Annotated in this window: 19 protein-coding genes and 1 pseudogene; 13 read left to right on the forward strand and 7 right to left on the reverse strand. The window is 69.3% G+C overall.

Translation table 11 applies throughout. The annotated features are described in order from the left end of the window. The first annotated feature begins 172 nt into the window (after positions 1 to 172). The 3 genes from IE88_RS0106110 to IE88_RS0106120 are packed head-to-tail and all read left to right on the forward strand — an operon-like array spanning position 173 to position 3042. A complete protein-coding gene (locus IE88_RS0106110) occupies positions 173 to 1615 on the forward strand; it encodes an ATPase domain-containing protein (protein ID WP_031551662.1) in 1443 nt (480 codons plus the stop codon). Positions 1616 to 1630: 15 nt separating this feature from the next. After that, positions 1631 to 2641, forward strand: coding sequence for a sensor histidine kinase (locus tag IE88_RS0106115; protein ID WP_031551665.1), 1011 nt, complete (start codon positions 1631 to 1633; stop codon positions 2639 to 2641). Beyond that, on the forward strand, positions 2638 to 3042 hold the full coding sequence (locus tag IE88_RS0106120) for a response regulator (protein WP_051881579.1): 405 nt from the start codon (positions 2638 to 2640) through the stop codon (positions 3040 to 3042). Before IE88_RS0106115 ends, IE88_RS0106120 begins: the two co-directional genes overlap by 4 nt. Before the next feature lie 52 nt (positions 3043 to 3094). Here IE88_RS0106120 and rcdA read toward each other — a convergent pair whose 3' ends face one another. Next, complete coding sequence (gene rcdA / locus IE88_RS0106125; protein ID WP_081871473.1) at positions 3095 to 3619, reverse strand: protease adaptor protein RcdA; 525 nt, start codon at positions 3617 to 3619, stop codon at positions 3095 to 3097. 104 nt (positions 3620 to 3723) lie between these two features. On the opposite strand from rcdA, the gene IE88_RS0106130 reads away from it, so the two are divergent. Then, entirely contained in the window at positions 3724 to 4497 is a 774-nt protein-coding gene (locus tag IE88_RS0106130) for a DUF429 domain-containing protein (protein WP_272945602.1), read from the forward strand. A gap of 24 nt (positions 4498 to 4521) precedes the next feature. On the opposite strand, the gene IE88_RS17185 is transcribed toward IE88_RS0106130, so the two are convergent. Then, entirely contained in the window at positions 4522 to 5544 is a 1023-nt protein-coding gene (locus IE88_RS17185; RefSeq protein ID WP_051881581.1) for a substrate-binding domain-containing protein, read from the reverse strand. After that, entirely contained in the window at positions 5541 to 7403 is a 1863-nt protein-coding gene (locus IE88_RS0106140; RefSeq protein WP_031551681.1) for a response regulator, read from the reverse strand. Before IE88_RS0106140 ends, IE88_RS17185 begins: the two co-directional genes overlap by 4 nt. A gap of 122 nt (positions 7404 to 7525) precedes the next feature. Here IE88_RS0106140 and IE88_RS0106145 point away from each other — a divergent pair, with 122 nt between their 5' ends. Continuing rightward, positions 7526 to 8494: an NAD(P)H-quinone oxidoreductase gene (locus IE88_RS0106145; protein WP_051881582.1), complete on the forward strand. Its 969-nt coding sequence runs from the start codon at positions 7526 to 7528 to the stop codon at positions 8492 to 8494. A gap of 154 nt (positions 8495 to 8648) precedes the next feature. Beyond that, a complete protein-coding gene (locus IE88_RS0106150) occupies positions 8649 to 9311 on the forward strand; it encodes a DUF1013 domain-containing protein (RefSeq protein ID WP_031551688.1) in 663 nt (220 codons plus the stop codon). Positions 9312 to 9354: 43 nt separating this feature from the next. Here IE88_RS0106150 and IE88_RS0106155 read toward each other — a convergent pair whose 3' ends face one another. Beyond that, positions 9355 to 10584 carry a class I SAM-dependent methyltransferase gene (locus tag IE88_RS0106155; protein WP_031551690.1) on the reverse strand — a complete coding sequence of 410 codons (1230 nt, stop codon included), beginning with the start codon at positions 10582 to 10584 and terminating at the stop codon, positions 9355 to 9357. A 267-nt stretch (positions 10585 to 10851) separates the two neighbouring features. On the opposite strand from IE88_RS0106155, the pseudogene IE88_RS0106160 reads away from it, so the two are divergent. Next, positions 10852 to 11994: pseudogene (locus tag IE88_RS0106160) on the forward strand (MATE family efflux transporter); the annotation flags it as partial. Positions 11995 to 12097: 103 nt separating this feature from the next. Here IE88_RS0106160 and IE88_RS18675 read toward each other — a convergent pair. Beyond that, entirely contained in the window at positions 12098 to 12760 is a 663-nt protein-coding gene (locus tag IE88_RS18675) for a TIGR04282 family arsenosugar biosynthesis glycosyltransferase (protein ID WP_081871475.1), read from the reverse strand. Further along, entirely contained in the window at positions 12757 to 13440 is a 684-nt protein-coding gene (locus IE88_RS0106170; RefSeq protein WP_031551696.1) for a TIGR04283 family arsenosugar biosynthesis glycosyltransferase, read from the reverse strand. Before IE88_RS0106170 ends, IE88_RS18675 begins: the two co-directional genes overlap by 4 nt. Positions 13441 to 13548: 108 nt before the next feature. On the opposite strand from IE88_RS0106170, the gene IE88_RS0106175 reads away from it, so the two are divergent. From IE88_RS0106175 to IE88_RS0106185, 3 genes are all read left to right on the forward strand, one after another. Beyond that, positions 13549 to 14643, forward strand: coding sequence for a PA0069 family radical SAM protein (locus IE88_RS0106175; protein WP_036766708.1), 1095 nt, complete (start codon positions 13549 to 13551; stop codon positions 14641 to 14643). A gap of 40 nt (positions 14644 to 14683) precedes the next feature. Further along, the gene (locus tag IE88_RS0106180; RefSeq protein WP_051881584.1) at positions 14684 to 15295 is read left to right on the forward strand and encodes a ribonuclease HII; all 612 of its coding nucleotides are present in this window, start codon (positions 14684 to 14686) and stop codon (positions 15293 to 15295) included. A gap of 90 nt (positions 15296 to 15385) precedes the next feature. Further along, positions 15386 to 16459: a site-specific DNA-methyltransferase gene (locus tag IE88_RS0106185; RefSeq protein WP_031551702.1), complete on the forward strand. Its 1074-nt coding sequence runs from the start codon at positions 15386 to 15388 to the stop codon at positions 16457 to 16459. Here IE88_RS0106185 and mutY read toward each other — a convergent pair. Further along, the gene (gene mutY, locus IE88_RS0106190; protein WP_051881585.1) at positions 16433 to 17494 is read right to left on the reverse strand and encodes an A/G-specific adenine glycosylase; all 1062 of its coding nucleotides are present in this window, start codon (positions 17492 to 17494) and stop codon (positions 16433 to 16435) included. The genes IE88_RS0106185 and mutY overlap by 27 nt on opposite strands. 9 nt (positions 17495 to 17503) lie before the next feature. Here mutY and IE88_RS17190 point away from each other — a divergent pair, with 9 nt between their 5' ends. From IE88_RS17190 to smc, 3 genes are all read left to right on the forward strand, one after another. Further along, entirely contained in the window at positions 17504 to 17983 is a 480-nt protein-coding gene (locus IE88_RS17190) for a DciA family protein (RefSeq protein WP_051881586.1), read from the forward strand. An 80-nt stretch (positions 17984 to 18063) separates the two neighbouring features. Then, a complete protein-coding gene (locus tag IE88_RS0106200) occupies positions 18064 to 18792 on the forward strand; it encodes a DsbA family protein (RefSeq protein ID WP_051881587.1) in 729 nt (242 codons plus the stop codon). A 29-nt stretch (positions 18793 to 18821) separates the two neighbouring features. Continuing rightward, on the forward strand, positions 18822 to 22295 hold the full coding sequence (gene smc, locus IE88_RS0106205) for a chromosome segregation protein SMC (RefSeq protein WP_031551711.1): 3474 nt from the start codon (positions 18822 to 18824) through the stop codon (positions 22293 to 22295). Positions 22296 to 22305 lie beyond the last annotated feature (10 nt).

A 22305-nucleotide genomic window follows, 5' to 3' on the forward strand; every position in this document is an offset into this window, starting at 1 on the left:
CGGAGACGGTTGCGCAAGGGGGCTCTTCAGCGCAGGCGAAAAACCGCATTTCCCTGGCGGAGGGGTTGCCTGACCGCTTTCATTGCGGGACAGTCATCGAATACCGTAAATCCAGTGCCTATGCGGGAATTCTCGTCCCGCCACCATCCTCGCCACTGACGCGGAGCCGCGTGTGACATCTGCAAGCCGCCTTTCCACCGGCGTCCCGAATCTCGACCATGTCCTCGGCGGCGGCCTCCCCGGCCGCTACACCTATCTGCTGCAGGGGGCGCCCGGCACCGGCAAGACGACCATGGCGCTGCAATTCCTTCTCGAAGGCGTGGCGCAGGGCGAGACTTGCCTCTTCGTCACGCTGTCGCAGACGCGCTACGAGCTGGAGATGATCGCCGCCAGCCATGGCTGGTCCCTCGACGGCATCCTCATCATCGAGCTGCAGACCGAAGCAGCCGACGCGACCGATCAGACCATCTTCTATCCGATGGATGTGCGGCTCGACGCCACCAAGGCGGCCGTCGTTCAAGCGATCGAAGAGCACGCGCCGCAGAGGCTGGTCTATGACAGCCTGGTCGAGGTCCGGCAGCTGTCGCGCGACGAGATCCGCTTCCAGCGCGAGCTCCTGTCCCTCAAGCAGATGCTGCATGAGCGCGAGATCGCGACGATCTTCATCGATGTCGCCCCCAGTGCGGCCGCCGACACGGAGATCGAGAGCCTGGTGCACGGCATCTTCCGGCTCGAGCGCGAGCTGCCCCAATACGGGCAGGCCCGGCGGCGCCTCGACGTCTCGAAGATGCGCGGCGTCGACTTCTTCGACGGCTATCACGACATGGATATCCTCGCCGAGAAAGGCGTCGTCGTCTTTCCGCGCGTCGTGCCGCACCTCACGCCGGAAGAGACAGGCGGACCGCTCGTCCAGTCGGGCGTGCAGGCGCTCGACGACATGCTCGGCGGCGGGCTCGAGCCGGGCACCACCTCTCTGATCATCGGACAGGCGGGCACGGGCAAGTCCACTCTGGCGTCGCTCTATCTCTACGCGACCCTGAAGCGCGGCGAGAACGCCGCGATGTTCCTCTTCGAGGAGCGGCCCGAGACCTTCTTCCGCCGCTCCGAAGGGCTGGGCTTCCCGTTGCGGGAATTCGCCGATGACGGGCATTTGCAGGTCTATGATTTCAATCCGACGGAGATCAGCCAGGGCCAGTTCAACGAAATGGCGCTTCGCTCGGTCGACGAGAACGACACGCGGGTCGTCGTCATCGACAGCTTCACGGGCTATATCACGGGTCTTCCGCATGCGGAAGAGGCGATCATCCAGATCCAGCTCCTGCTGAAATACCTCGCCCGGCGCAACGTCCTGACGATCCTCGTGGTCGCGCAGCGGGGCCTCCTCGGCCACGGCATGAGCACGGAAGTGGATGTCAGCTTCCTCGGCGACACGGTGATCTTCCTGCGCATGTTCGAATGGCCGGCGAGGATCCGGCGCACGATATCGATCGTCAAGAAACGGCACGGGCCGCATGATCTCGACATCCAGCAATTGAAGATCGACGCGAAGGGGATCTCCCTTCAGAAGTTCGTTCCGCCGCCGCCGGGCCCGGCCTCCCCCTCCGACTACGATTGAGGCGGCGGACAGGTGATGCAACCGGTTCGGGTGTGGGTGCGGGCGCCGGCAGGACGCGACAGCATCCTGCTGCATGATGCGCTCGCCGGTCTCGAAGACGAGGTCCGCATCGCCGAGGACACCGAAAGCCTTCGTTCCGCCTTCCATGAGCCGGAACAGATCGGCGTGCTCCTTCTGACGCAGGAAGCGCTGACCGCCGATGTCATCTCGATCCTCGGCGACAGCCTCGAGGATCAGCCGCCCTGGTCCGAGTTGCCGCTCATTCTTCTTGTCGATGCCTATGGCAACACCGCCGATGCGCTGTCGAAGCTGCAAAGCGTGCTGCCCCGCGCGAAGCCGCTGGTGCTGCAAAGACCGATCCGCGTGTCCGAGCTCGAAAGCGCGGTCGAGGCCATGCGCCGTTCGCGCCTGCGCCAATACGCGCTGCGGGACTATATCGCCAAGCAGAGCGAGCTTCGCCGCGAGCTCAACCACAGGGTCAAGAACATCCTCGCCACGGTTCAGGCCCTGTTCGGGCTGACCGCGCGGAAGGCCGAGAGCCTCGAGAGCTTCGCGGAGACGTTCCAGGGACGCCTCTCGGCGATGGCGGCCGTGCACGCCGTCCTCTACGAGAGCGATTACGGCGCCTCCTCGCTGGAGGAGATTCTCGAAGGCGTGCTGACGCCTTACCGCCAGGCGATCAGCTTCGAGCCCGCGCCGGCCTCTCTTCATCTGCCTGCCGAGATCGCGCAGTCCATCGCCCTCATCATGCACGAGCTGGCGACGAACGCGTCGAAGCACGGCGCGCTGCAGGCCGAGGAAGGGCGCGTGACTCTGAGCTGGAAAGACAGCGACGCGCAGAGCCTCCGCCTCTGCTGGCAGGAGCGGAACGGACCGCCGGTCACCCAGCCGGAGCGAGCCGGGTACGGCGTGAGTTTCATCGACGCCACCATGCGCAGCTATGGCGGCGAGGCCGAATTCGACTATGCCGCCGAGGGGCTGTCCGTAAGCCTCACAGCTCCAATGCCGCGTCAGGACATCAGGTGACCGCTCCCCTCATCCTCATCGCCGAAGACAATGCCCTGATCGGAATGATGATCCAGTCCGATCTCGAAACGGCGGGGTACCGGGTGGCAGGCCCCTTCGCCCAGATCGCGCCCGCGCTGGAGCTCGCCGCCGACGAGGCGCCGTCGCTGGCGCTGGTCGATATCGACCTCTATGGCGGGGATAGCGGCCTCGATCTGGCCGAGGCGTTGCAGCGGATGAACGTTCCTTCCCTCTTCGTCACCGGGCAGAACAGGGAAGGCGTCGCCAATTCGGAGCTGGCGCTGGGCGTACTGAGCAAGCCCTTCCAGTCGAACGAGCTTCTCGCCTCAGTGGAGGGCGCCATATGCTATGCCCGGACCGGCGAGACGCCGCCGCCCAACAAGCAGGTCGACTGGTTCTGACGAACGTCTCCGTATCCGCATCATGCGGGTACGGAGACAAATGCGGGCGGGTTCAGGCGCCGGGAAAGGCGTCGCGCAGGACGGCGAGCTGTCCCGCGGCGTCGTTCGTCGCAGGCGCGGCCTCTTCTTCGGATGCGAAGAGATCATGATCCAGGCGGGTGATCCGCGCATAGAGCGTGTCGGTCTGCGCGATGAGGGCCTGAAGGTCCCGCGGCATGCCCGCGGCAGGCTCGCTGGCGGGGCGGCGCTCCATCGGGCCAATGCGGTATTTGTCGTCCCGCGCTTCGGACTGGGTCATCTCGCCCTCGCGCACGGCGCGCAGGACGAGCAGCCAGGAGGCGATCTGCATCAGGCGCGTGGTGAGGCGCATGGACACGCCCGCATAGGCGAGCGCGGCTTCGCGGCTGAGATCGCGCGACGCCTTCCGTCCGTCATTGTCGAGATAGTTGGCCGTTTCCTCGACCAGCTCCATCCCGTTCGCGAAGAGGTTGGCAAACATCTTCGAGCGAACGAAGGGGCCGATCCGCCCCGCCTCGTCGCCCGGTCTCTGGTCTTTCGTCGCGCCTGCCGCTCTCATCCGGGTTCCCTCATCCGTGGTGGAGTACGCACCGACATGCAGAGCATAACCTCAGCCGCCCGCGTCGTACACCTTTGATTCACGATTGAGAGGTCGCAATGCCCATGCCAGCAACTCAAAGAGGCGAATCAGGGCGCGTTCACAGCCTTGGGGTAGATGGATGCCCGTCCGGGTGGATTGCCGTGGGCGCCGCTCCTGCCCAGGGTTGCGGCGGCGCGACCGGAAGCGCCCCGCGGCTCGACTTGCGCTGGGGCCTGTTCCCAAGCCTGAACACGCTGCTCGATGCGGCCATCGCGCAGGACGCATCGGCCATCGTCATCGACATTCCGATCGGTCTTCCGGCAGGCGGTCCGAGAGCCTGCGACGCGGCGGCGCGCGCCCGACTGGGGCCGCGCCGATCGAGCGTGTTTCCCGCTCCCTCGCGGGGCATGCTCGATGCGCAGACCTATGCCGAGGCCCAGCGCCTCGGCCGTCAGCAGACGCCGCCAACAGGCCTCTCGCGGCAGAGCTTCGCGATCCTCCCCAAGGTGCGGGAGGCCGACCGGGCGCTCACGCCCGACCGCCAGACGCGCATTCTCGAAGGCCATCCCGAGCTGGCCTTCACGCGGCTGGCCGGGGTTCCGCTCGAATGGCCAAAGCGCAGCGCCAGCGGCCTGGTGAGGCGGATCGACCTTCTCCGCCGTCATGGCGCAGCCGGTATGCTCGACCTTCTCGCCGCCGTAGAGGAAGCCCATCCGCGCAAGGCGGTCGCGCCCGACGACGTGCTCGATGCCGCTGTACTGGCGCTGACGGGACAGGCGCTGGCGCAGGGCACGGCGTGGCGGCTCGGCGATGGCGGGCGTGATGCCCGCGGCCTCCTCATGGAGATCTGCGGCTGAGGCCGGGCCGGCGTCCCCGCCAGGTCAGTTGCCGAGGGCGACCGGGGTCGCTTCGCCCGTCGCCGTCTCGATGAAGCGCGCCCCCGCCTCTTCGCGCGGGACGAGGCCCATGCGCGCGAGCGAGGTGTGCCCCTCGTCGCCGCTGGCTTCCTTGCGGAAGGCCTTCACGAACCGCACCGTGCGCTCGTCCTGGGTCAGGGTGCGCGCCGTCGTATAGAGGAAGAGCGGCCGGGTCAGCCGGTAGCGCCCGGTCGAGATCGTCGAGGGGGTCGGATGGACCCCGCCGAAAGAGAGGGTGACGAGGCCTTCCTGCTTCTTCGCGTGGTCCATTCCGAAAATGCCGATCGCGTCAGGCGTGCGGGTCAGCGTGTAGGCGATGGCGCCGTCGCTCTCGCCCGCATCGATCCAGGGCCCGTCGGTCCGCGGATCAACCGCGGCTTCGAAGGCCTCGGGCTCGCGGTCCTCGAGCTGCGCCATGCAAGGCAGGCTGCGCGCCCCCTCCTTGACGGCGAGCTCGATGATCATGTCGCGCGTACCCGAGCTCGTCGGGGGGCCGTAGATGAGGATCGGACGGTCGGGCAGATCCGGCCGGACATCCTGCCAGCGCATCGTCCTGTTCGAAACGAGCCGGCAGCTCTCCCCTCCGGCAGGAACCGACCGGGCGATCGCGAGGAACAGATCCCGCGGCGACAGGCGCAGATCGGAGGCGGTCTCGGCCTGGGCGAGAACGATCCCGTCCAGCCCCAGCTCGACCTCGACGATCGTCGCGACGCCGGCGGCGTGACAGGCTGCAAGCTCTGCCTCGCGGATCGGCCGCGAGGCGCCTGCGAGGTCAGCGGCCGCGCCCTCGGCCCGGCAAAGCGCCGCGATGCCTGCGGCGGTGCCGCTCTGCTCGACCAGCACGTCGCCCGCCGGCGCCTGCGCCGCGACCGCCAGCGCATAGGGTGCGACGGTGGACGAACCCGTCACCGTGAGCGGCCCGTCCTGCGGCTCGGACGCCTGCACCGGATCGAGAAACGCCAGAAGCGCCAGCAGAAGCGCGGTCATGCGCAGCTCCGTTCGCCGACGTCCTGGCGGGCCTGCGGATCGCCCGTCCAGCGAAGCAGCACCTCCTCGATGACGCCCTTGTTGATGGGTTTGTGGATCACGGCATCGAGGCCCTTTGCGAGGACTTCCTCCACCTCCTGGCGCGAGACGTGTGCGGTCACGGCGATGATGGGCGTCGAGGCGTTGAGCCCCCCGCCGCGGCGAATGGCCTGAGTTGCCGCGATGCCGTCCATCACGGGCATGGAGATATCCATGAGGATGACATCAAAGGGCGATTCCGCGGCCGCCGCGACCGCCTCCTTGCCGTCGGCGCAGAGGACGGTTTCGGCGCCGGCGAGCCCGACCAGGGCCTCCGCCACCATCCGATTGGGCATGTTGTCGTCGACGATCAGGACCTTCAGCGGCGCCTCGCCGCTGCCTGAGGGCAAGGCCGGGACGGCCGGCCGGACGAGGTCGAGCGGCAGGCGAAGCCGGATCGCGGCATCCGCCTCGTCCCCTGCGAGGGTCATCTCGCCGTCCATGAGGTCCACGAGATAGCGGCTCAGCGCGAGGCTGAGGCCGAGCCCGCTCCCGGCATCCGCCAGAAGCTGCTGCTCGGCGGAGACGTCTCCCGTAGCCGCAGAAAGCTGCTCCTGCGCGATCTTCGGACTGCTCGCGGACACCGAAACGGCCAGCCGCGCCGGATCCTCGTCCTCGTCCTCGACCGCGACGGCGAAGCGCACCGGCCCGGCCTCGGCCGTGCGCAGCGCCGTGTCGAGCAGGTTGAGGCAGACCTGGCGGAGGCGCGTGGCATCGCCGCGCGCCTTCGCCGTCTGGGAAACGTCCAGCATGCTCTCGAAGACGATGCCCTTGCGGGCGGCCAGCCCCTCGGCGATGCGCGCCGCCGCAGCGAGCGGTTCATGCAGCAGGAATTCGGTGTCCTCGAGCCGCAGCGTGCCTTCGTCGGCGCGGTGGGTGTCGAGGATGAGATCGACGAGAGAGGCGAGGTGCTCGCCCGCCAGCCGCATCTGATCGAGAGCATCCACCTGGGCCTCGCCCTCGATCTGCGCCTCCAGCACGTCGGTGAAGCCGAGAATGGCATTGAGCGGCGTCTTGAGCTCATGGCTGGCGGATCTGAAGAACCGCCCCTTCGCGGCATTGGCCATCGCCGCCTCCTCGGCTGCGAGCTTGGCGCGCGCCTCCGCCTCTTCCATGTCGGCGAAACTGCTCGCGATCATCCGGCTCATCGGGCGGAAGAGGCCGAGCGTGACCAGGAGGAGAAGAACGAGGATCGCGGCATAGAGGATGTGGTCGACCGTCCTGCGATGCGCGGCTGCGCGCTCGGCCTCGACCTGCATGATGCGGATCATCAGGCCGTGGGTCTGCAGCATGGAATCGGTGCCCGCCGCGATGACGCTGTCGCGAAGCGGCTTCGCCGCCGCCCAGGCGTCGGTGTCCGGCTCCAGCGCGGCGATGGTCCTCGCCGATTCAAGAAAGCGCAGGACCTCGCTGTCGAAGGGAAGATAGCCGGCGAAATAGACGCCCTGGATCGGCTCGAGGAAATCGCGCAGATCGCTGTCGCCGCCGCGCAGAGTGAGCTCGTCATGGGCCGCCTCCATCCGCTCGACGCTGAGCATCAGCTCGTCGAACAGGCTGCGCCGGGCCGGATCGGCCTCCAGCGCCGACACCAGGAACGCGATGCGCTGGGACAGGGCGCGCTGTTCGGCCACCTCGGCAACGGCCTCCGCCCGGTGGCTTTCCATGCGCCCCAGAAAGATCGATGTGGCGAAGCTCGCGGTCGCCGCGAGCGCGAGGAGCACGACGGCGATCCCGTAACGGGTTTCGAAGACGCGCCGTATCCTGTTCGAGAGTCGGCTCACGAAGCGCCCTCTTGCTGCTCGCTCTTCGAACGCAACTATCCCGTAACAGTCAGAAATCCGTTAAGTGAAGACGACGCTTCCGTGACCATGCCGCCTCCCCCACATTGCGCGGCATGACAAAGATGGACGCAATCGAGATCACCCAGTCCGGCGCGCCGGACGTTCTGAAGCCGGCCCGGCGCGACAGGCCGCAGCCCGGAGAGGGAGAACTCCTGATCGAAGTGCGCGCGGCCGGCGTGAACCGGCCCGACGTGCTTCAGCGCAAGGGCCTCTACCCGCCGCCGGACGGGGCATCGGACCTTCCCGGGCTCGAGGTGGCCGGCACGGTCGCGGCGCTGGGACCGGGCGCCGAAGGGTTCCGCGAAGGCGATGCCGTCATGGCGCTCCTGCCGGGCGGCGGCTATGCGGGCTTCGCCGTCTGCCACGCACGGCATGTCCTGCCCAAGCCGGAGACCGTGTCCTTCGTCGAAGCGGCCGCCTTTCCCGAGACCGCCTATACGGTCTTCGCCAATGCCTTCGAGGCGGGCGGCCTGCGGGCCGGCGAGCGCCTCCTCGTGCACGGCGCGACGTCCGGCATCGGAACGATGGCCGGCAGAATGGCCCGCGCTTTCGGAGCGGAGCCCTATGGGACGGCCGGCAGCGACGCGAAGTGCCGGGCCGCCGAAGCGCTGGGCTATGCGCGCTGCCTCAACTATCGCGAAGAGGACTGGGCGAAGCTGCTCGGCGAGGCCGGCGGCGTGGACGTCGTGCTCGACATGGTCGGCGGCGACTATGTGGCGAAGAATGTAAGCCTTCTCCGCGAAGGCGGCCGTCATGTCTCGATCGCCTTCCTGCGCGGCGCCGATGCGCAGTTCAACGTGATCGAGGTGATGCGCAAGCGGCTCGTCCTCACCGGCTCGACCCTCCGCGCGCGCCCGGCCGAAGAGAAGGCGCGCCTGACAGGGGAGATCCGGCGGCAGCTCCTGCCGAAGCTCTCCGAGGGCCTCGTCACCCCCGTCATCCACGAGACCTTCCCGCTGGCCGATGCCGCCCGGGCCCACCGCCTGATGGAGAGCAGCGAGCATGTCGGGAAGATCGTCCTGACCTTGTAAGAGGCGGCGGATCGGATTATTTCGACCGCAGGCTTACGCCGTCTCCCTGACACTCCAGAGAAGCGGCAGCCCCGGGGAGGCCCCCGGGGCGGGGGACGCCGCGCGTTCCCTTCCAGCGCATCAGACCGCCGCAGGCGACGAAAGGAACGAGAACATGTCCGATAAGCCCCTCATGCCGAAGGCGACGGCCGTCTGGCTGATCGACAACACCGCCCTCACCTTCGACCAGATCGCGGCCTTTTGCGGCCTTCACCCCCTCGAGGTGAAGGGCATCGCCGACGGCGACGTGGCGCCCGGCGTGCGCGGCATCGACCCTGTCGTCCAGCAGCAGCTGACGCGCGAGGAGATCAAGAAGGCCGAAGGCGACTCGGATTACCGGATGAAGCTGTCCCGCGCGAAGACGGTGGTTCCCAAGGCCAAGAAGCAGGCCCGCTACGTACCGACCTCGCGCCGCCAGGAGCGCCCGAACGCCATCGCCTGGATCGTGCGCAACCACCCGGAAGTTCCCGACGCGGTGATCTCGAAGCTGCTCGGCACGACCAAGCCGACGATCGAATCGATCCGGAACAAGACGCACTGGAACTCGTCCAATCTCGAGCCGATGGATCCCGTGACGCTCGGCTTCTGCAGCCAGATCGATCTCGACGCCGCCGTGCGCAAGGCGGCCGAGCGCCGCGCCGCGCTCGAAGCCTCCGGGCAGCTGCCCGAAGGCGCGACGCTCGCGCCCGCGGCCGAGACGGAGACGGCGCAGGACGAAGAGGAGAGCAGCGCGCCCGACCTCGACAAGGTCTTCGCAAATTTCGGCAAGACCGAATAAGGGATCAGGGGGGAGCGGAGGCCTCTTCCGCTCCCCGCCGCCCTCAGGCCGGCTCCAGCGTCCGTTCGGCCTTCAGCATGTAGTCGCGGGTGAGCGGCACGGCGTCGACGCTGGGCGAAAGCTGCAGCTGGAAGTTCATATGCGTGCCGTGGCGGAAGGCGAGCTCCGCCCCGAGGAGGTAGAACTCCCACATTCGGCAGAAGCGCTCGTCGAACATCTCTCTCGCCTTGTCCCGGTTCGCCGCGAAGCGCTCGCTCCAGACCTCTAGCGTCTTGGCGTAGTGGAGCCGCCAGACCTCCACATCGGTGACCCAGAGGCCTGACCGCTCGACCGAGGCCAGCGTCTCGGACAGGGCCGGCGAATAGCCGCCGGGGAAGATGTATTTGCGGGTCCAGGCATCGGTGACGCCCGGCGTGCCCCTGCGCCCGATCGAGTGAACGAGCGCGAGGCCGTCCTCGGGCAGGAGCGCCATGACCTTGCGGAAGAACGCATCGTGCTGGGGCGCGCCGACATGTTCGAACATGCCGATGCTGACGATGCGGTCGAAGCGCTCCTCGACCTCGCGATAGTCGCGCAGCTCGATCCGCACCTTCTTCGAGAGCCCCTTCTTCTCGATCCGCTGCTCGGCCAGCGCCTTCTGCTCCTTGGACAAAGTGACCCCGACGACGTCGCAGTCGAAATTCTCGGCCATGTAGATCGCCATCGAGCCCCAGCCGCAGCCGATATCGAGAACGCGGCTTCCCTTCTCGATCCGCAGCTTCGAAGCGATGTGCCGGAGCTTGGCCTGCTGGGCCGCCTCGAGCGACATGCCCTCTTCCGGCCAGTAGGCGCAGGAATAGTTCATGCCGCTGTCGAGGAAGAGCCTGTAGAGGTCGTTGGACAGGTCGTAGTGATGCGCCACGTTCTGGCGCGACCGGGTGAGGCCGTTGTTCTGCTGGAAGCGTTTCGCCCGCTTCGCCGCCTCCCGCACCATTTTCTGGACCGGCGCGGAGCGGATCGCGTTCCGGTTGATGGAGAAGACAGTGATGAAGTCGCGGAGCGTTCCCTCCTCCACCGTCAGCGTGCCGTTCATATAGGCTTCCCCGGCCTTGAGCTCGGGCGACAGCGCCAACGCCGTCAGAAGCTTGGGGTCGGACAGCCGGATCGTCGCCACGGGGCCGTCCCCGTGGCCGTGGACATGGGATTTTCCGTCCGGGGTGAGGATGGTCAGCCGTCCCTTGTCGACGACCTTGGCGAGAAGCGGGTTCAGAATATCAATAGGCAAGGCAAACATCTCTGATCGTTGAAGGTGCGCTGCATCGCCGCAACGGCAGCGCGGCATAGAGTGTTGCGATCTGTCCGGACCGTCCAGACTCGATTGCACCTGACAACGGCCGCGCCCCGGACGTGTTTCGCTTCGACCTCCCGGCGCAACGGACGCCGCAGCAGAAGCCCTCGCAGGCGAAAGGCATTCATGGCCTCCTCGACGCTGGTCGCAAGCCGACGCGCCCGCCTCCTCGACGGCCCGGTCGCGCCCGTCCTCTTCTCCCTGTCCTGGCCGATGACGGTCGGGCTGTTCGCGGTGATCGCGATCAACGTCACCGACACCTTCTATATCGGACGCCTCGGCACCGAGGAGCTGGCGGCGATCGGCTACTGCTTCCCCGTCATCTTCGGGATGTCGGCCATCGCCATCGGGGTCGGCAATGGCGCGACATCGGTCGTCTCGCGGGCGCTCGGCGCGGGGCAGGAAAAGCGCGCGCGCATGCTGACCACCAACACCCTCCTGTTCGTGCTGATCTGGTCGCTCGTCCTCGCCGGAGCGATGTATGCCCTGTCCGAGGAGGTCTTCTCCCTCCTGGCTCTTCCAGCGCGCCTCCAGCCCCATGTCGATGAGTACATGGACGTCTGGTATGCCGGCCTGCCCTTCCTGATCGTCCCGATCGTGCTGAACGGGCTGATCCGCGCATCGGGCGAGGCCATCGTGCCGAGCGTCCTGATGGTGCTTGCCGCGGCGATCAATGCCATCGTCTCACCGCTTCTCATCTTCGGGCTTCTCGGCCTTCCCGCCCTGGGCATGGCGGGGGCGGCATGGGCGACGGTCGGGGCGCGGGGCCTGATCGCGGCGCTCTGCGTCGTCTACCTCCTGCGAGAGGACCTGATGGAGATCAGCCGCGAGACCTTCGCGGGCTTTTTCGGCTGCGTCGCCGATGTCGCGCGCTTCGGCGCGCCCGCCTTCCTGGCCCAGCTCGTCTCGCCGGTCTCGGGCGCGATCATCACGCGTATCCTCTCCGAGCAGGGCGCGGAGACGGTGGCCGCCTATGCCGTGGGCGCCCGGATCGAATCGCTCGCGCTCATTCCCTTCTTCGCGCTGCAATCGGGGATCGCGCCCTTCATAGGCCAGAACGTCGGCGCCGCCCGAACGCCGCGCCTGCGCCGCGCCGAGATGACGGCGATCGTCTTCGCGCTCGGATGGGGCCTTCTGGCAGGGCTGATCCTGTTCGGCTTCGGCGGCAGCCTCGGAGGCCTCTTCACCGCCGACCCCGCCATCGCCGCGCTGACCGACCGCTATCTAGGCCTGGTCGGCTTCGGCCTGTTCGGCGCAGGGCTCGTCATCGTCAGCACCGGCGTCTTCAACCCGCTCGGCTATCCGAACCTCGCAATGGTCCTGTCCGTGCTGCGCTATCTCGTGCTCTACGCAGGGCTCGCCGCCCTCGCCCATGCCGGCGCCTTCCCCTTCTTCTCGGAGGTGACGGGCATCTTTCTCGCCGCGCCGGTTTCCTATGTCCTCGCGGGGCTGACCGCCTTCACGCTCGTTCACCTGCTGATCGAGCGGCCCAAGCGGGCCATGGTCCCGCCCGCAGAGGGCCCAAGGCCGATCGTAGGGCACGACGATCTTCGCCCGAATCGACATCCCTCAGCCTTCGAAGACGAGCCGTCGTGAAGGCTTCCGGCAGGCTCGCTTCGGTATCGGCGAGGGCATGGTCGGTCGACCAGCGCACGCTCTCGAACAGCCCCGGCGCAGGCCGCCTGCGCGCAAGGCCGATCAGCCAGTAGCCGCCGTCGAGAGCTGGACCGAAGACGGCGTCGCGGCTGCCTAGGGCGCCGAATGCCGAGGCGATGTCCGAGGGCTCGATCTGCGGGCTGTCCGTTCCGATGACGACGACCGGCCCCGGCGGCAACGCAGCCATCACCCGCCCCATCCGATCCCCGAGGCTGCCCCCGCCCTGAGAGAGGCGCGGGATCGCCGCCGGCCAGCAGGCGAAGCGTTCGGCGGGCAGAGCGTTGACGGCGAGCGCCGTCTCCCAGCGCGGATCGCGCCCGAGGCGGTGCAGCAGCCGCCCGGTCGCCAGCCTGTAGAAGCTCGCCGCCTGCGCGGAGCCGACATCCCGCGCCAGCCGCGTCTTGGCCCGCCCCGCCAGCGGAGGCTTGGCGAAGACGACCAGGCGGCGGCCCCATCCGGGCCTCACGCGTAGCGCTCCGCGATCCTCTCGGGCGGCACGCCACGGACATAGGCGAGGAGGCAGGACTGGTTGCGCAGCGCCCTTCGGACATAGCCGTCGCGCTCATAGCGCTCCGGCGAGGTGACCGCCTCCGCCGGCAGAAGGCGCAGCGCGCCGCGGCCGCTCTCTGCGACGATGCGGCGGACGAGATCCACATCCTCGAAAAGAGGCAGCGGCGCGTAGCCGCCGATCCGGTCATGGCGCGCGCGAGAGATCAGGAGGCCCTGATCCCCATAGGGCAACGAGAAAAAGCGCGTGCGGAGGTTCGCGCCCGCCGCCACCGCGCGCGCCGCCAGCCTGTCCGAGGCGAAGGCGAGGCGGAAGACGCCCGCAGCCTCGTCGCGCCGCGTGAACGCCTCCGCCGCCCGCTCCCAGCCCGGCCCCAGCGCCGTGTCGGCATGCAGGAAGAGAAGCCATTCGCCCCGGGCGGCGTTTGCGCCGCGGGCGAGCTGGGCACCCCGTCCGGGCGCGCCGGTGACGAGCGTGCAGCCCGCCGCCTCGGCGATCTCGCCCGTCCCGTCCGCCGAGCCGCCATCCGAGACGACGACCTCGCGCAGCAGCCCGCCGCAATTCGCATCCCACAGGCTCGAAAGCGTGCGGGGCAGCCCCTGCCCGGCATTCAGTGTAGGAATGATAACGGAGATCAACGCTCGGCCTGCCCTCGTTTCACCGCCTGCCTAGCCTTCGCAGCCGCGCGCGCCAATGTGGGAAAGTCGTTCTTGCTTTGTTCCAGCCTCGGGCGGCATGATCCGGTCATGGCCCGCGTCGCGTCCTCCCCTTTCGTTTCGTCCAGATCGTCCACGGGCAGAGGGCGCGGCGCGCGGTCCAACGCCACCGGCCGCTTCGAGCGGTTGCAGCGGGAAGCCTTCGACGATGGCTGGACCGACGATGCGCCCGAAGAGCACCGCACGGAGGTCACGCAGGAGCCCGCGCGGAAGATCGTGACCTTCAACGACAGCCCCTATGTCGGCTTCGACCGCTCCATCAATCCCTATCGCGGCTGCGAGCATGGCTGCGTCTATTGCTTCGCCCGCCCGACCCACGCCTATCTGGGGCTGTCCGCCGGGCTCGACTTCGAGACGCGGCTCTTCGCCAAGCCGAACGCCGCGACGCTCCTGCGCAAGGAGCTGTCGAACAGGCGCTACGAGGTCAGGCCCATCGCCATCGGCACCAATACCGACCCCTATCAGCCGATCGAGCGGCGCCACCGCGTCATGCGGGAGGTGCTGGAGGTCCTGGCCGAGTTCCGCCACCCTGTCAGCATCCTGACCAAGTCGGACCTCGTCCTGCGCGATCTCGACCTCCTCGCGCCGATGGCGGCGCAGGGGCTCGCCCGGGTCATGCTGTCGATCACCACGCTCGATGGCCGCCTCGCCCGCGCGATGGAGCCGCGCGCCCCGCGGCCCGACAAGCGGCTCGAAGCGGTGCGGGTCCTCGCCAAGGCGGGCGTGCCGACGGGAACCGTCCACGGCCCGATGATCCCCGGCCTGTCCGATTCCGAGCTCGAATCCCTCATGGAGGCCTCCGCCGAGCGCGGCGCGACCTATGCCGCCTATACCGTGCTGCGCCTGCCGCTCGAGGTGGCGGATCTCTTCGAGGAGTGGCTGGAGACCTTCGCGCCGAACCGCAAGGACCGCGTGCTCCGCCATCTGCGCGACATGAATGGCGGGCGGATCTACGACGCCCAGTGGTCCCGCGCCGAGGAGCCGCGCAGCGTCTATGCCCGCCTGATCCGCGAGCGTTTCGCCGCCGCCTATCGCCGCCTCCGCTTCGAGGAGATGCCGTCTCTGCGGACCGACCTCTTCGCCGTGCCGCCGGAGGAGCGCCCGCAGCTCTCCCTCTTCGCCTGAGCGCTTGCAGAATCGAGGCGGGCCGGGGCAGACCGGGCGGATGAGAACGCCTCCCTCCTTCGCGCTGGAAGACGAATTCGGCGGCGTGGTCGCCGGGATCGACGAGGTGGGCCGCGGCCCCTGGGCCGGGCCGGTCGTCGCCTGCGCCGTCATCCTCGACCGCGAACGCTGCCCGCAGGGGCTCGGCGACTCGAAAAAGCTGACGCAGAAGCGGCGCGAAGCCGCCTGCGCGGCGGTCGAGGAAACAGCCTGCTACGCGCTCGGCGTGGTCGAGGTGCCGCTCCTCGACGAGCTCGGCATCGGCAAGGCGACCTTGCTCGCGATGAGCCGCGCCGTCGCCGCCCTGCCCCGCCGCCCCGACGCGGTGCTGGTCGACGGCACGCAGCTGCCCGATACCGGTGGCATCCCTGCGCGCGCCGTCCCGCGCGCAGATGCCCTCTCCGCCTCGGTCGCCGCGGCCAGCATCGTCGCCAAGGTCCGGCGCGACGCACATCTGCGCGAGCTGGCGGAGGACTTCCCGCCTTACGGCTGGGAGCGCAACAAGGGCTACGGCACGAAGGACCACGCCGAAGCCCTGGCCCGGCACGGCGTGACGCCCCATCACCGCCGCAGCTTCGCCCCCATAAAGCGCCTTCTCGCAACGACTTCTTAACCTGCCTGAATAAGCCGTTAACGGAGCATTTACGCTGCGTTAGCCATGCCGGAGTCTATTGCCGGGGAATCTTAAGACCCCGAGGCGAATGTGGCTCTTCCGTATAAAGACACCATCCTGCGCGGCGACTGCATCGAGAGGCTCAAGGCGCTGCCCGATGCCTGCGTCGACCTCGTCTTCGCCGACCCGCCCTACAACCTCCAGCTGGGCGGCGGCCTGACCCGCCCCGACCAGTCGGATGTCGACGGCGTCACGGATGAGTGGGACCAGTTCGAGAGCTTCCAGGCCTATGACGCCTTCTGTAAGGAATGGCTCGCCGAGGCGCGGCGCGTCCTCAAGCCGAACGGCGCGCTCTGGGTCATCGGCAGTTACCACAACATCTTCCGCCTGGGGGCGGCGATCCAGGACATGGGCTACTGGATCCAGAACGATGTCGTCTGGGTAAAGACCAACCCCATGCCGAACTTCCGCGGCACGCGCTTCGCCAACGCCCATGAAACCCTGATCTGGGCCGGGCGCGACAAGAAGAGCCGGCTGACCTTCAACTATCATTCGCTCAAGGCCGCCAACGAGGACGTGCAGATGCGCTCGGACTGGACGCTGCCGCTCTGCACCGGGGCCGAGCGCCTCAAGACCGACGGGCGCAAGACCCACCCGACGCAGAAGCCCGAGGCCCTTTTGCACCGTGTGCTGACGGCGACCACCAATCCGGGCGACATCGTCCTCGACCCCTTCTTCGGCACCGGCACGACCGGCGCGGTCGCCAAGCGGCTCGGCCGCCATTTCATCGGCATCGAGCGCGACGAGACCTATGTGGTGGAGGCGCAAAAACGCATCGACGCCATCGTCCCCGCCGCCGCGACCGACGCCGCGCCTCTGCCGTCGCCCCGCCGCCAGCCGCGCGTCGGCTTCGGCCAGGTGATCGAAAGCGGCCTCCTCGCGCCCGGCGCCAAGCTCTACTGCCCCAAGCGCAAGCATGTCGCGCGGGTCAAGGCGGATGGCACGCTGTCGGCAACCGCCCATCAGGGCTCGATCCACAAGGTGGGCGCAGGCGTCCAGAACGCGCAAAGCTGCAATGGCTGGACCTTCTGGCACTATGAGGACGCGGGCAAGCTGGCCCCCATCGACAGCCTGCGCTCAGTCATCCGTAAGGGAATGAACTAGGCCCACGCATTTGCGGAACACCGTCGGAAGCGTCTCCAGCGCATCCGGCGGCGTGAACGCGAGCCCCTCGGGCGCCGCCTCCACCGCCGCGGCCATGACCGTCAGCTCGAGCTGGAAATGGGTGAGGCCGTGGGAGACGCGGCCCACCTCCTTCCACCCGGCCGGGGCGGGCGGCACGGCCACCTCCGGCGCCTCGGCCCAAGGCGTGCCCGGCAACCCCGCCATCCCGCCGTAAAGCCCGCGCTCCGGCCGCCTCGCCGTCAGCACCGCGCCGTCGCGGCGCTGCCCGACATAGACCGTCCCGTATCGCACCGGCCGCGCCTTCTTGGCGGGCCTGACCGGCAGCTCGTCCTGCAGCCCCGCCCGGCGGGCGTCGCAGTCAGCGCTGACGGGACAGAGCAGGCATTGCGGCGATTTCGGCCGGCAGACGGTCGCGCCGAGATCCATCATCGCCTGCGCGTAATCGCCCGGCCGCTCCTTCGGCGTCAGCGCGTCGGCGAGGGTCCTGATCCCGGGCCGGACCGCCTTGAGCGGCTCCTCGACGCAGAACACGCGCGCCACCACGCGCTCGACATTGCCGTCGACCACCACGGCCCGCTTTCCGAAGGCGATGGCCGCGACCGCCGCGGCCGTATAAGCGCCGAGGCCCGGAAGATCGCGCAGGCCCTCCTCCGTCTCCGGCCAGCCGCCGCGCTCAGCCACCGCCCGCGCGCAAGCGTGGAGGTTCCGCGCCCTGGCGTAATAGCCGAGGCCCGCCCACTCCCCGAGCACGTCCTCGAGCGGCGCTGCGGCCAGCGCCTCGACATCCGGCCACAAGGACAGGAACCGCTCGTAACGCGGGACGACGGCGGCGACCGTCGTCTGTTGCAGCATGACCTCCGACAACCAGATGCGGTAAGGGTCGGGCACGGCATCCGACCCCGGCGGCAGGCGCCAGGGCAGCGCGCGCGCATGCTCGTCGTACCAGGACAAGAGTTTCCCGGAGAAGCCGTCCTTGCCCGGCCTCTCCTTCACGGTCACACTCGAAGCGTTCATGGAGCCCTCATGACCCAAGCGCCCTTCCCGACCAAGCCCGCCCGCAGAGGGCCGCCGCCGCTCTCGGCCAAGCTCGCCCCGCAGGTCGCCCAGCTCGCGGCGAAATCGGGCGCGATGGACCCCGCCCTCGCCAGGAGCTGGCCGGAGGTCGTGGGGCCGGAACTCGCCAAGCTCTGCCGCCCCCTGCGCCTGCGCCGCCAGAAGAACGCGATCACGCTGGAGGTCGCCGTGCCCAACGGCGCGGCCGCCATGCGCGTGCAATACGCGCAGAACCAGATCCTTTCGCGCGCGCGCACCCAGCTGCGCCAGCCCAAGCTGTCCCGCCTCGCCATCCTCCAGGCCGGCGCCAAGGCGAGCGAGGGGCGGAGCTGGGCGAGCAAGAGGGTCACGCGCGACGACGGCCAGCCAGCGCCCGCGCCGCGGCCCGCGAGGACCGCTCAGGAGGCGCTCGAGCGCCTGCGCGCCGCCATTCAGGCGCGCAAGGGCTGAGCCTTCCGCCGCGTCACTTGCATGCTCTGGCGGCTTCGGCTTGCTTGTGCGCAAAGCTCGACCGACTCGAAGGGTTCTTCATGAAGCGCACGACTCTCGCGGCCTCCCTCGCCGCCTTCGCCCTTATCACGGCCTGCGGCGCCGAGGATGCCGAAACCGAGGCCGAGGCCATCGCCGTGGCCGGAGAGGACGAGGCGGTTCTCGTGGCTGCGCCCGAGCAGGAGGAGGCTCCGGCTCTCGAACCCGTGGCCGCCCCCGAAGGCAGCATGGCCGCGAACGAGATGGCGCTCGGCGCGGAGGACGCGCCGCTGACCATCGTCGAATACGCCTCCGTCACCTGCCCTGGCTGCGCCGCGTTCCACCGCACGCTGTTCCCGCAGATCAAGGAGCGGTTCATCGACAGCGGCGAGGTCCGCTTCGTCTATCGCGAATTCCCGACCCCGCCCCAGCAGCTCTCCTATATCGGCTTCATCCTGTCGCGCTGCGCGGCGACGCAGACCGGCGCGCCGACCTATTTCTCCATGATCGAGGCGCTCTACGAACGTCAGCAGGAATGGGTGAGCGGGCCGAGCCCGGCGGCATCGCTCGAGAACATCTTCAGCGAAGTCGGTTTCGACCGGGCCCGGATCGAGCAGTGCCTGCGCCGCCAGGACATCATCGACGCGATCAACGAGAACGTGCAGTCGGGCGTCGAGGCCGGGGTCAACCGCACGCCGACGCTGCTGATCGACGGCGAGCCCTTCGATTACGGCCGTTCGCTCGACGAGGCGCTGGAGCGGATCCAGGCCGAAGTCGACGCGAGAAGCTGACCCGCTGATCCTCAGAGGCTGACGCGCCCATGCGTTTCGACAAGCTGCGCCTGACCGGTTTCAAGTCCTTCGTGGAACCGGCCGAGCTCGACATCCTGCCGGGCCTCACAGGCGTCGTCGGCCCCAATGGCTGCGGCAAGTCGAACCTTCTCGAAGCCCTGCGCTGGGTGATGGGCGCAAGCTCGGCCAAGGCCCTGCGCGCGGGCGGCATGGAGGACGTCATCTTCGCGGGCACCGGCGCGGCGGGCCGCCCCGGCCGTCCCGCCCGGCAATGGGCCGAAGTGACGCTCAGCCTCGACAACGAGGACCGCACCGCTCCGTCCGAATGGAACGAGCATGCCCGCCTCGAGGTCACCCGGCGCATCACCAAGCGCGGCGACGGGGCGAGCTCGACCTTCCGCATCAACGGAAAGGAAGTGCGCGCGCGCGACGTGCAGCTCCTCTTCGCCGATGCGGCGACCGGCGCCAGCTCGCCTGCCCTCGTCCGCCAGGGCCAAGTGTCTGAGCTGATCGCCGCCAAGCCCCAGAACCGGCGGCGCCTCCTCGAAGAGGCAGCCGGGGTGACCGGCCTCCATGCGCGGCGCCACGAGGCCGAGCTGCGCCTCAAGGCGACCTCCGCCAATCTCGAACGCCTCGACGATGTCACCGGCGGCCTCGAAAGCCAGCGCGCGACGCTCGCCCGCCAGGCCCGCCAGGCGACACGCTACCGCAACATCGCCGGCCATCTCAGGCGCGCCGAGGCAATGCTCGCCTATCTGCGGTGGCGAAGCGCCGCCGAAGCGGAGACCGCCGCGCGGACGACGCTCGATGAAGCGGAGAAGCGAACCCAGGAGACCGCCGGCGCCGCGGCCTCCGCCCAAGGCGAGCGGGAGCGTCAGCATGCGGCGATCGAGCCGCTTCGCCGCAAGGAGGCTGAGGCTGCCGCTGCCCTCCACAGGCTCGAAGCGGAACGGGACGGCTTCGAGGCCGAAGTCGAGCGGGCGCAGGCGGTGATCGCCCGGCTGACCAGGACGAAGGCGAGGCTGGAGGACGACCTGTCGCGCGAAGAGACGCTGTCGCGCGATGCCGAGGCCGCCCTCGCCAATCTCGCCGAAGAGCAGCAACGGCTCGAGGAGCAGGAAGCGCCTCTGCGCTCGGCGCTCGAAGAGACCGAAGCCGAGGCCGCCCGCCTCGACGAGGCGCTCGCCGCCGCACAGAACGAGCACGATGCGGCGCAATCGGCGCTGTCCGAAGCCGAGGCGGAGCGCCGCGCCGCCGCCGCCGCCCGCGACAGCCAGAGCCGCAGCGCCCAGCGCGCCGCGCAGGAGCGCGACCAGCTGCAGCGCAGCCGCGACGAGGCCGAAGCGGGCGCGAGCGACGAGGTCGAGCGCCTGACCCGGCTGCGGGACGATGCGGCGGCTGCGCTGGCCGAGGCCGAGCGGCATGTGGCGGAGGCCGAAGACGCCCGCGCCCGGGCGGGCGCCGCCTTCGAAAGCGCCCGGGGGCCGCATGACGAAGCGGTGCAGGCGCTGACGACCCTTCAGGCCGAGGCGAAGGCGCTGCGGGGCCTCCTCGCCGCTTCGGCGCCCGAAGAGGGTGCCGTTCTCGATTCCATCGAGGTCGAGGCGGGCGCGGAGGCCGCTCTTGCGGCCGCGCTCGGCGACGGCCTCTCCGCCTCGCTTGCGAAGGACGCTCAGCGGCGCTGGTCTCCGCTCGGCGAGGAAGCGCTACGGAGCGCCGAGCTGCCGGACGGCGTTGAGCCGCTTTCGGCCCTCGTGCGAAGCGCGCCGCCTGCCCTGCGCAGGCGGATCGCGGCGACCGGCGTCGTCGCGGCGGCCGATGGCGAGGAGCGCGCTGCGGCTCTTGCTCCCGGCCAGCGGCTCGTCTCGCGCGAAGGCGACCTCTGGCGCTGGGACGGCTTCACCTCCCGCGCCGGCGCCCGCACCCAGGCCGCGCTGCGCCTCGAACAGAGGCGGCGCCTCGAGGAGACCGAGACGGAGCTCGCGGGGGCCGAACGCCGCCGGAAGGAAGAGGCCGACAGCCTGGCCGAGGCGAAGGCCCTGGCCGAGCAGGCGGCGCAGACCGAGAAGGATGCGCGCCGCGCCATCAGGGACCGGCAGGACGCGGCCCGCCGCGCCGACAAGGCCCTGTCGGACGCGCAGGCGGAGCGGCAGAAGCGCACGCTCCGCCTCGAAGCGCTCGGCGAACGCCTCGCCGCGGCCGAAGACCAGTTGCGCGCCGCCCGGGCGGAGCTTGCCGCCGCCGAGGAACGCCTTCTTGCGCTGCCCGCGCAGGATGGCCTGCGCAAGCGCCTCGAAGCGGCGCGGCTGGCGCGCAGCGAGGCGCAGAGCGCGGCGAGCGAAGCCCGCGGCCGACGCGCGGAGCTGCGCCGCGACGAGGAGGCGCGCGTCCAGCGCCTGATAGCGGCGAAACAGCAGGCCGAGGGCTGGCGCGGCCGCAAGGACGCCGCCAGCGAGCGGATCCTTTCGGTCCGCGCCGTCGCCGAAGACGTCTCCGCGCAGCTCGCTCAGGCCGAGCGCGTGCCGCCGCAGCTCGAGGAAAAGCGGGAGAACCTGTTCGAGCGCCTGACCATCGCCGAGAGCCGCCGCGACGCTGCGAGACGGGCCGTCGAAGAAGCGGGGTCGGCGCTGGCCGAGGCCGAGGCGGCGCACAGCGCTGCGCAGGAAGAGGCGATCGGCGCTCGGGAAGCCCGGGCCCGGGCGATCGCCCAGCTCGAAGCCGCCCGCGAGCGGCTGGGCGAGGCTGAGGCGCGCGCCCAGGAGGTCCAGGAGGGCGACCTCGAGGCGCTGCTCTCCCTGGCCGAGCACGGCGAGGACGCGCCCCTGCCCGATGCGGATGCGGTCGAGGCGCGGATCGAGAAGCTGCGGCGGGAACGCTCGGCGCTCGGCGCGGTGAACCTCGTCGCGGACCGGGAGATGGCGGAGGTTGATGAGCGGCTCGAGGAGATCACCTCCGAGCGGGCCGATTGCGAAGCCGCCATCGCCAAGCTGCGCGGCGCGATCGGCGCCCTGAACCGGGATGGCCGACAGAAGCTCCTCGCCGCCTTCGAGGTGGTGAACGGGCACTTCCAGTCGCTCTTCAAGGAGCTGTTCGGCGGCGGCGAAGCGCAGCTGGCGCTGGTCGACTCCGACGACCCGCTGGAAGCGGGGCTCGAGATCCTGGCCAGTCCGCCGGGCAAGAAGCTCGCATCCATGTCACTCATGTCCGGCGGCGAGCAGGCGCTGACGGCGACGGCGCTGATCTTCGCCGTGTTCCGCGCGAACCCCGCGCCGGTCTGCGTCCTCGACGAGGTCGACGCGCCGCTCGACGATGCCAATGTCGAGCGTTTCTGCCGCATGCTCTCGCAGATGACCGAGGAGACGCAGACGCGCTTCCTCATCATCACGCACCATGCCCTGACCATGTCGCGTGTCGACCGCCTCTATGGCGTGACGATGATCGAGCGCGGCGTCAGCCAGCTCGTCAGCGTCGATCTGCGCGAAGCCGCCGAGATGGCAGCCTGACGCAAACGCG

Source organism: Parvularcula oceani (assembly GCF_000733125.1).
Classification (GTDB): Bacteria; Pseudomonadota; Alphaproteobacteria; order Caulobacterales; family Parvularculaceae; genus Parvularcula; species Parvularcula oceani.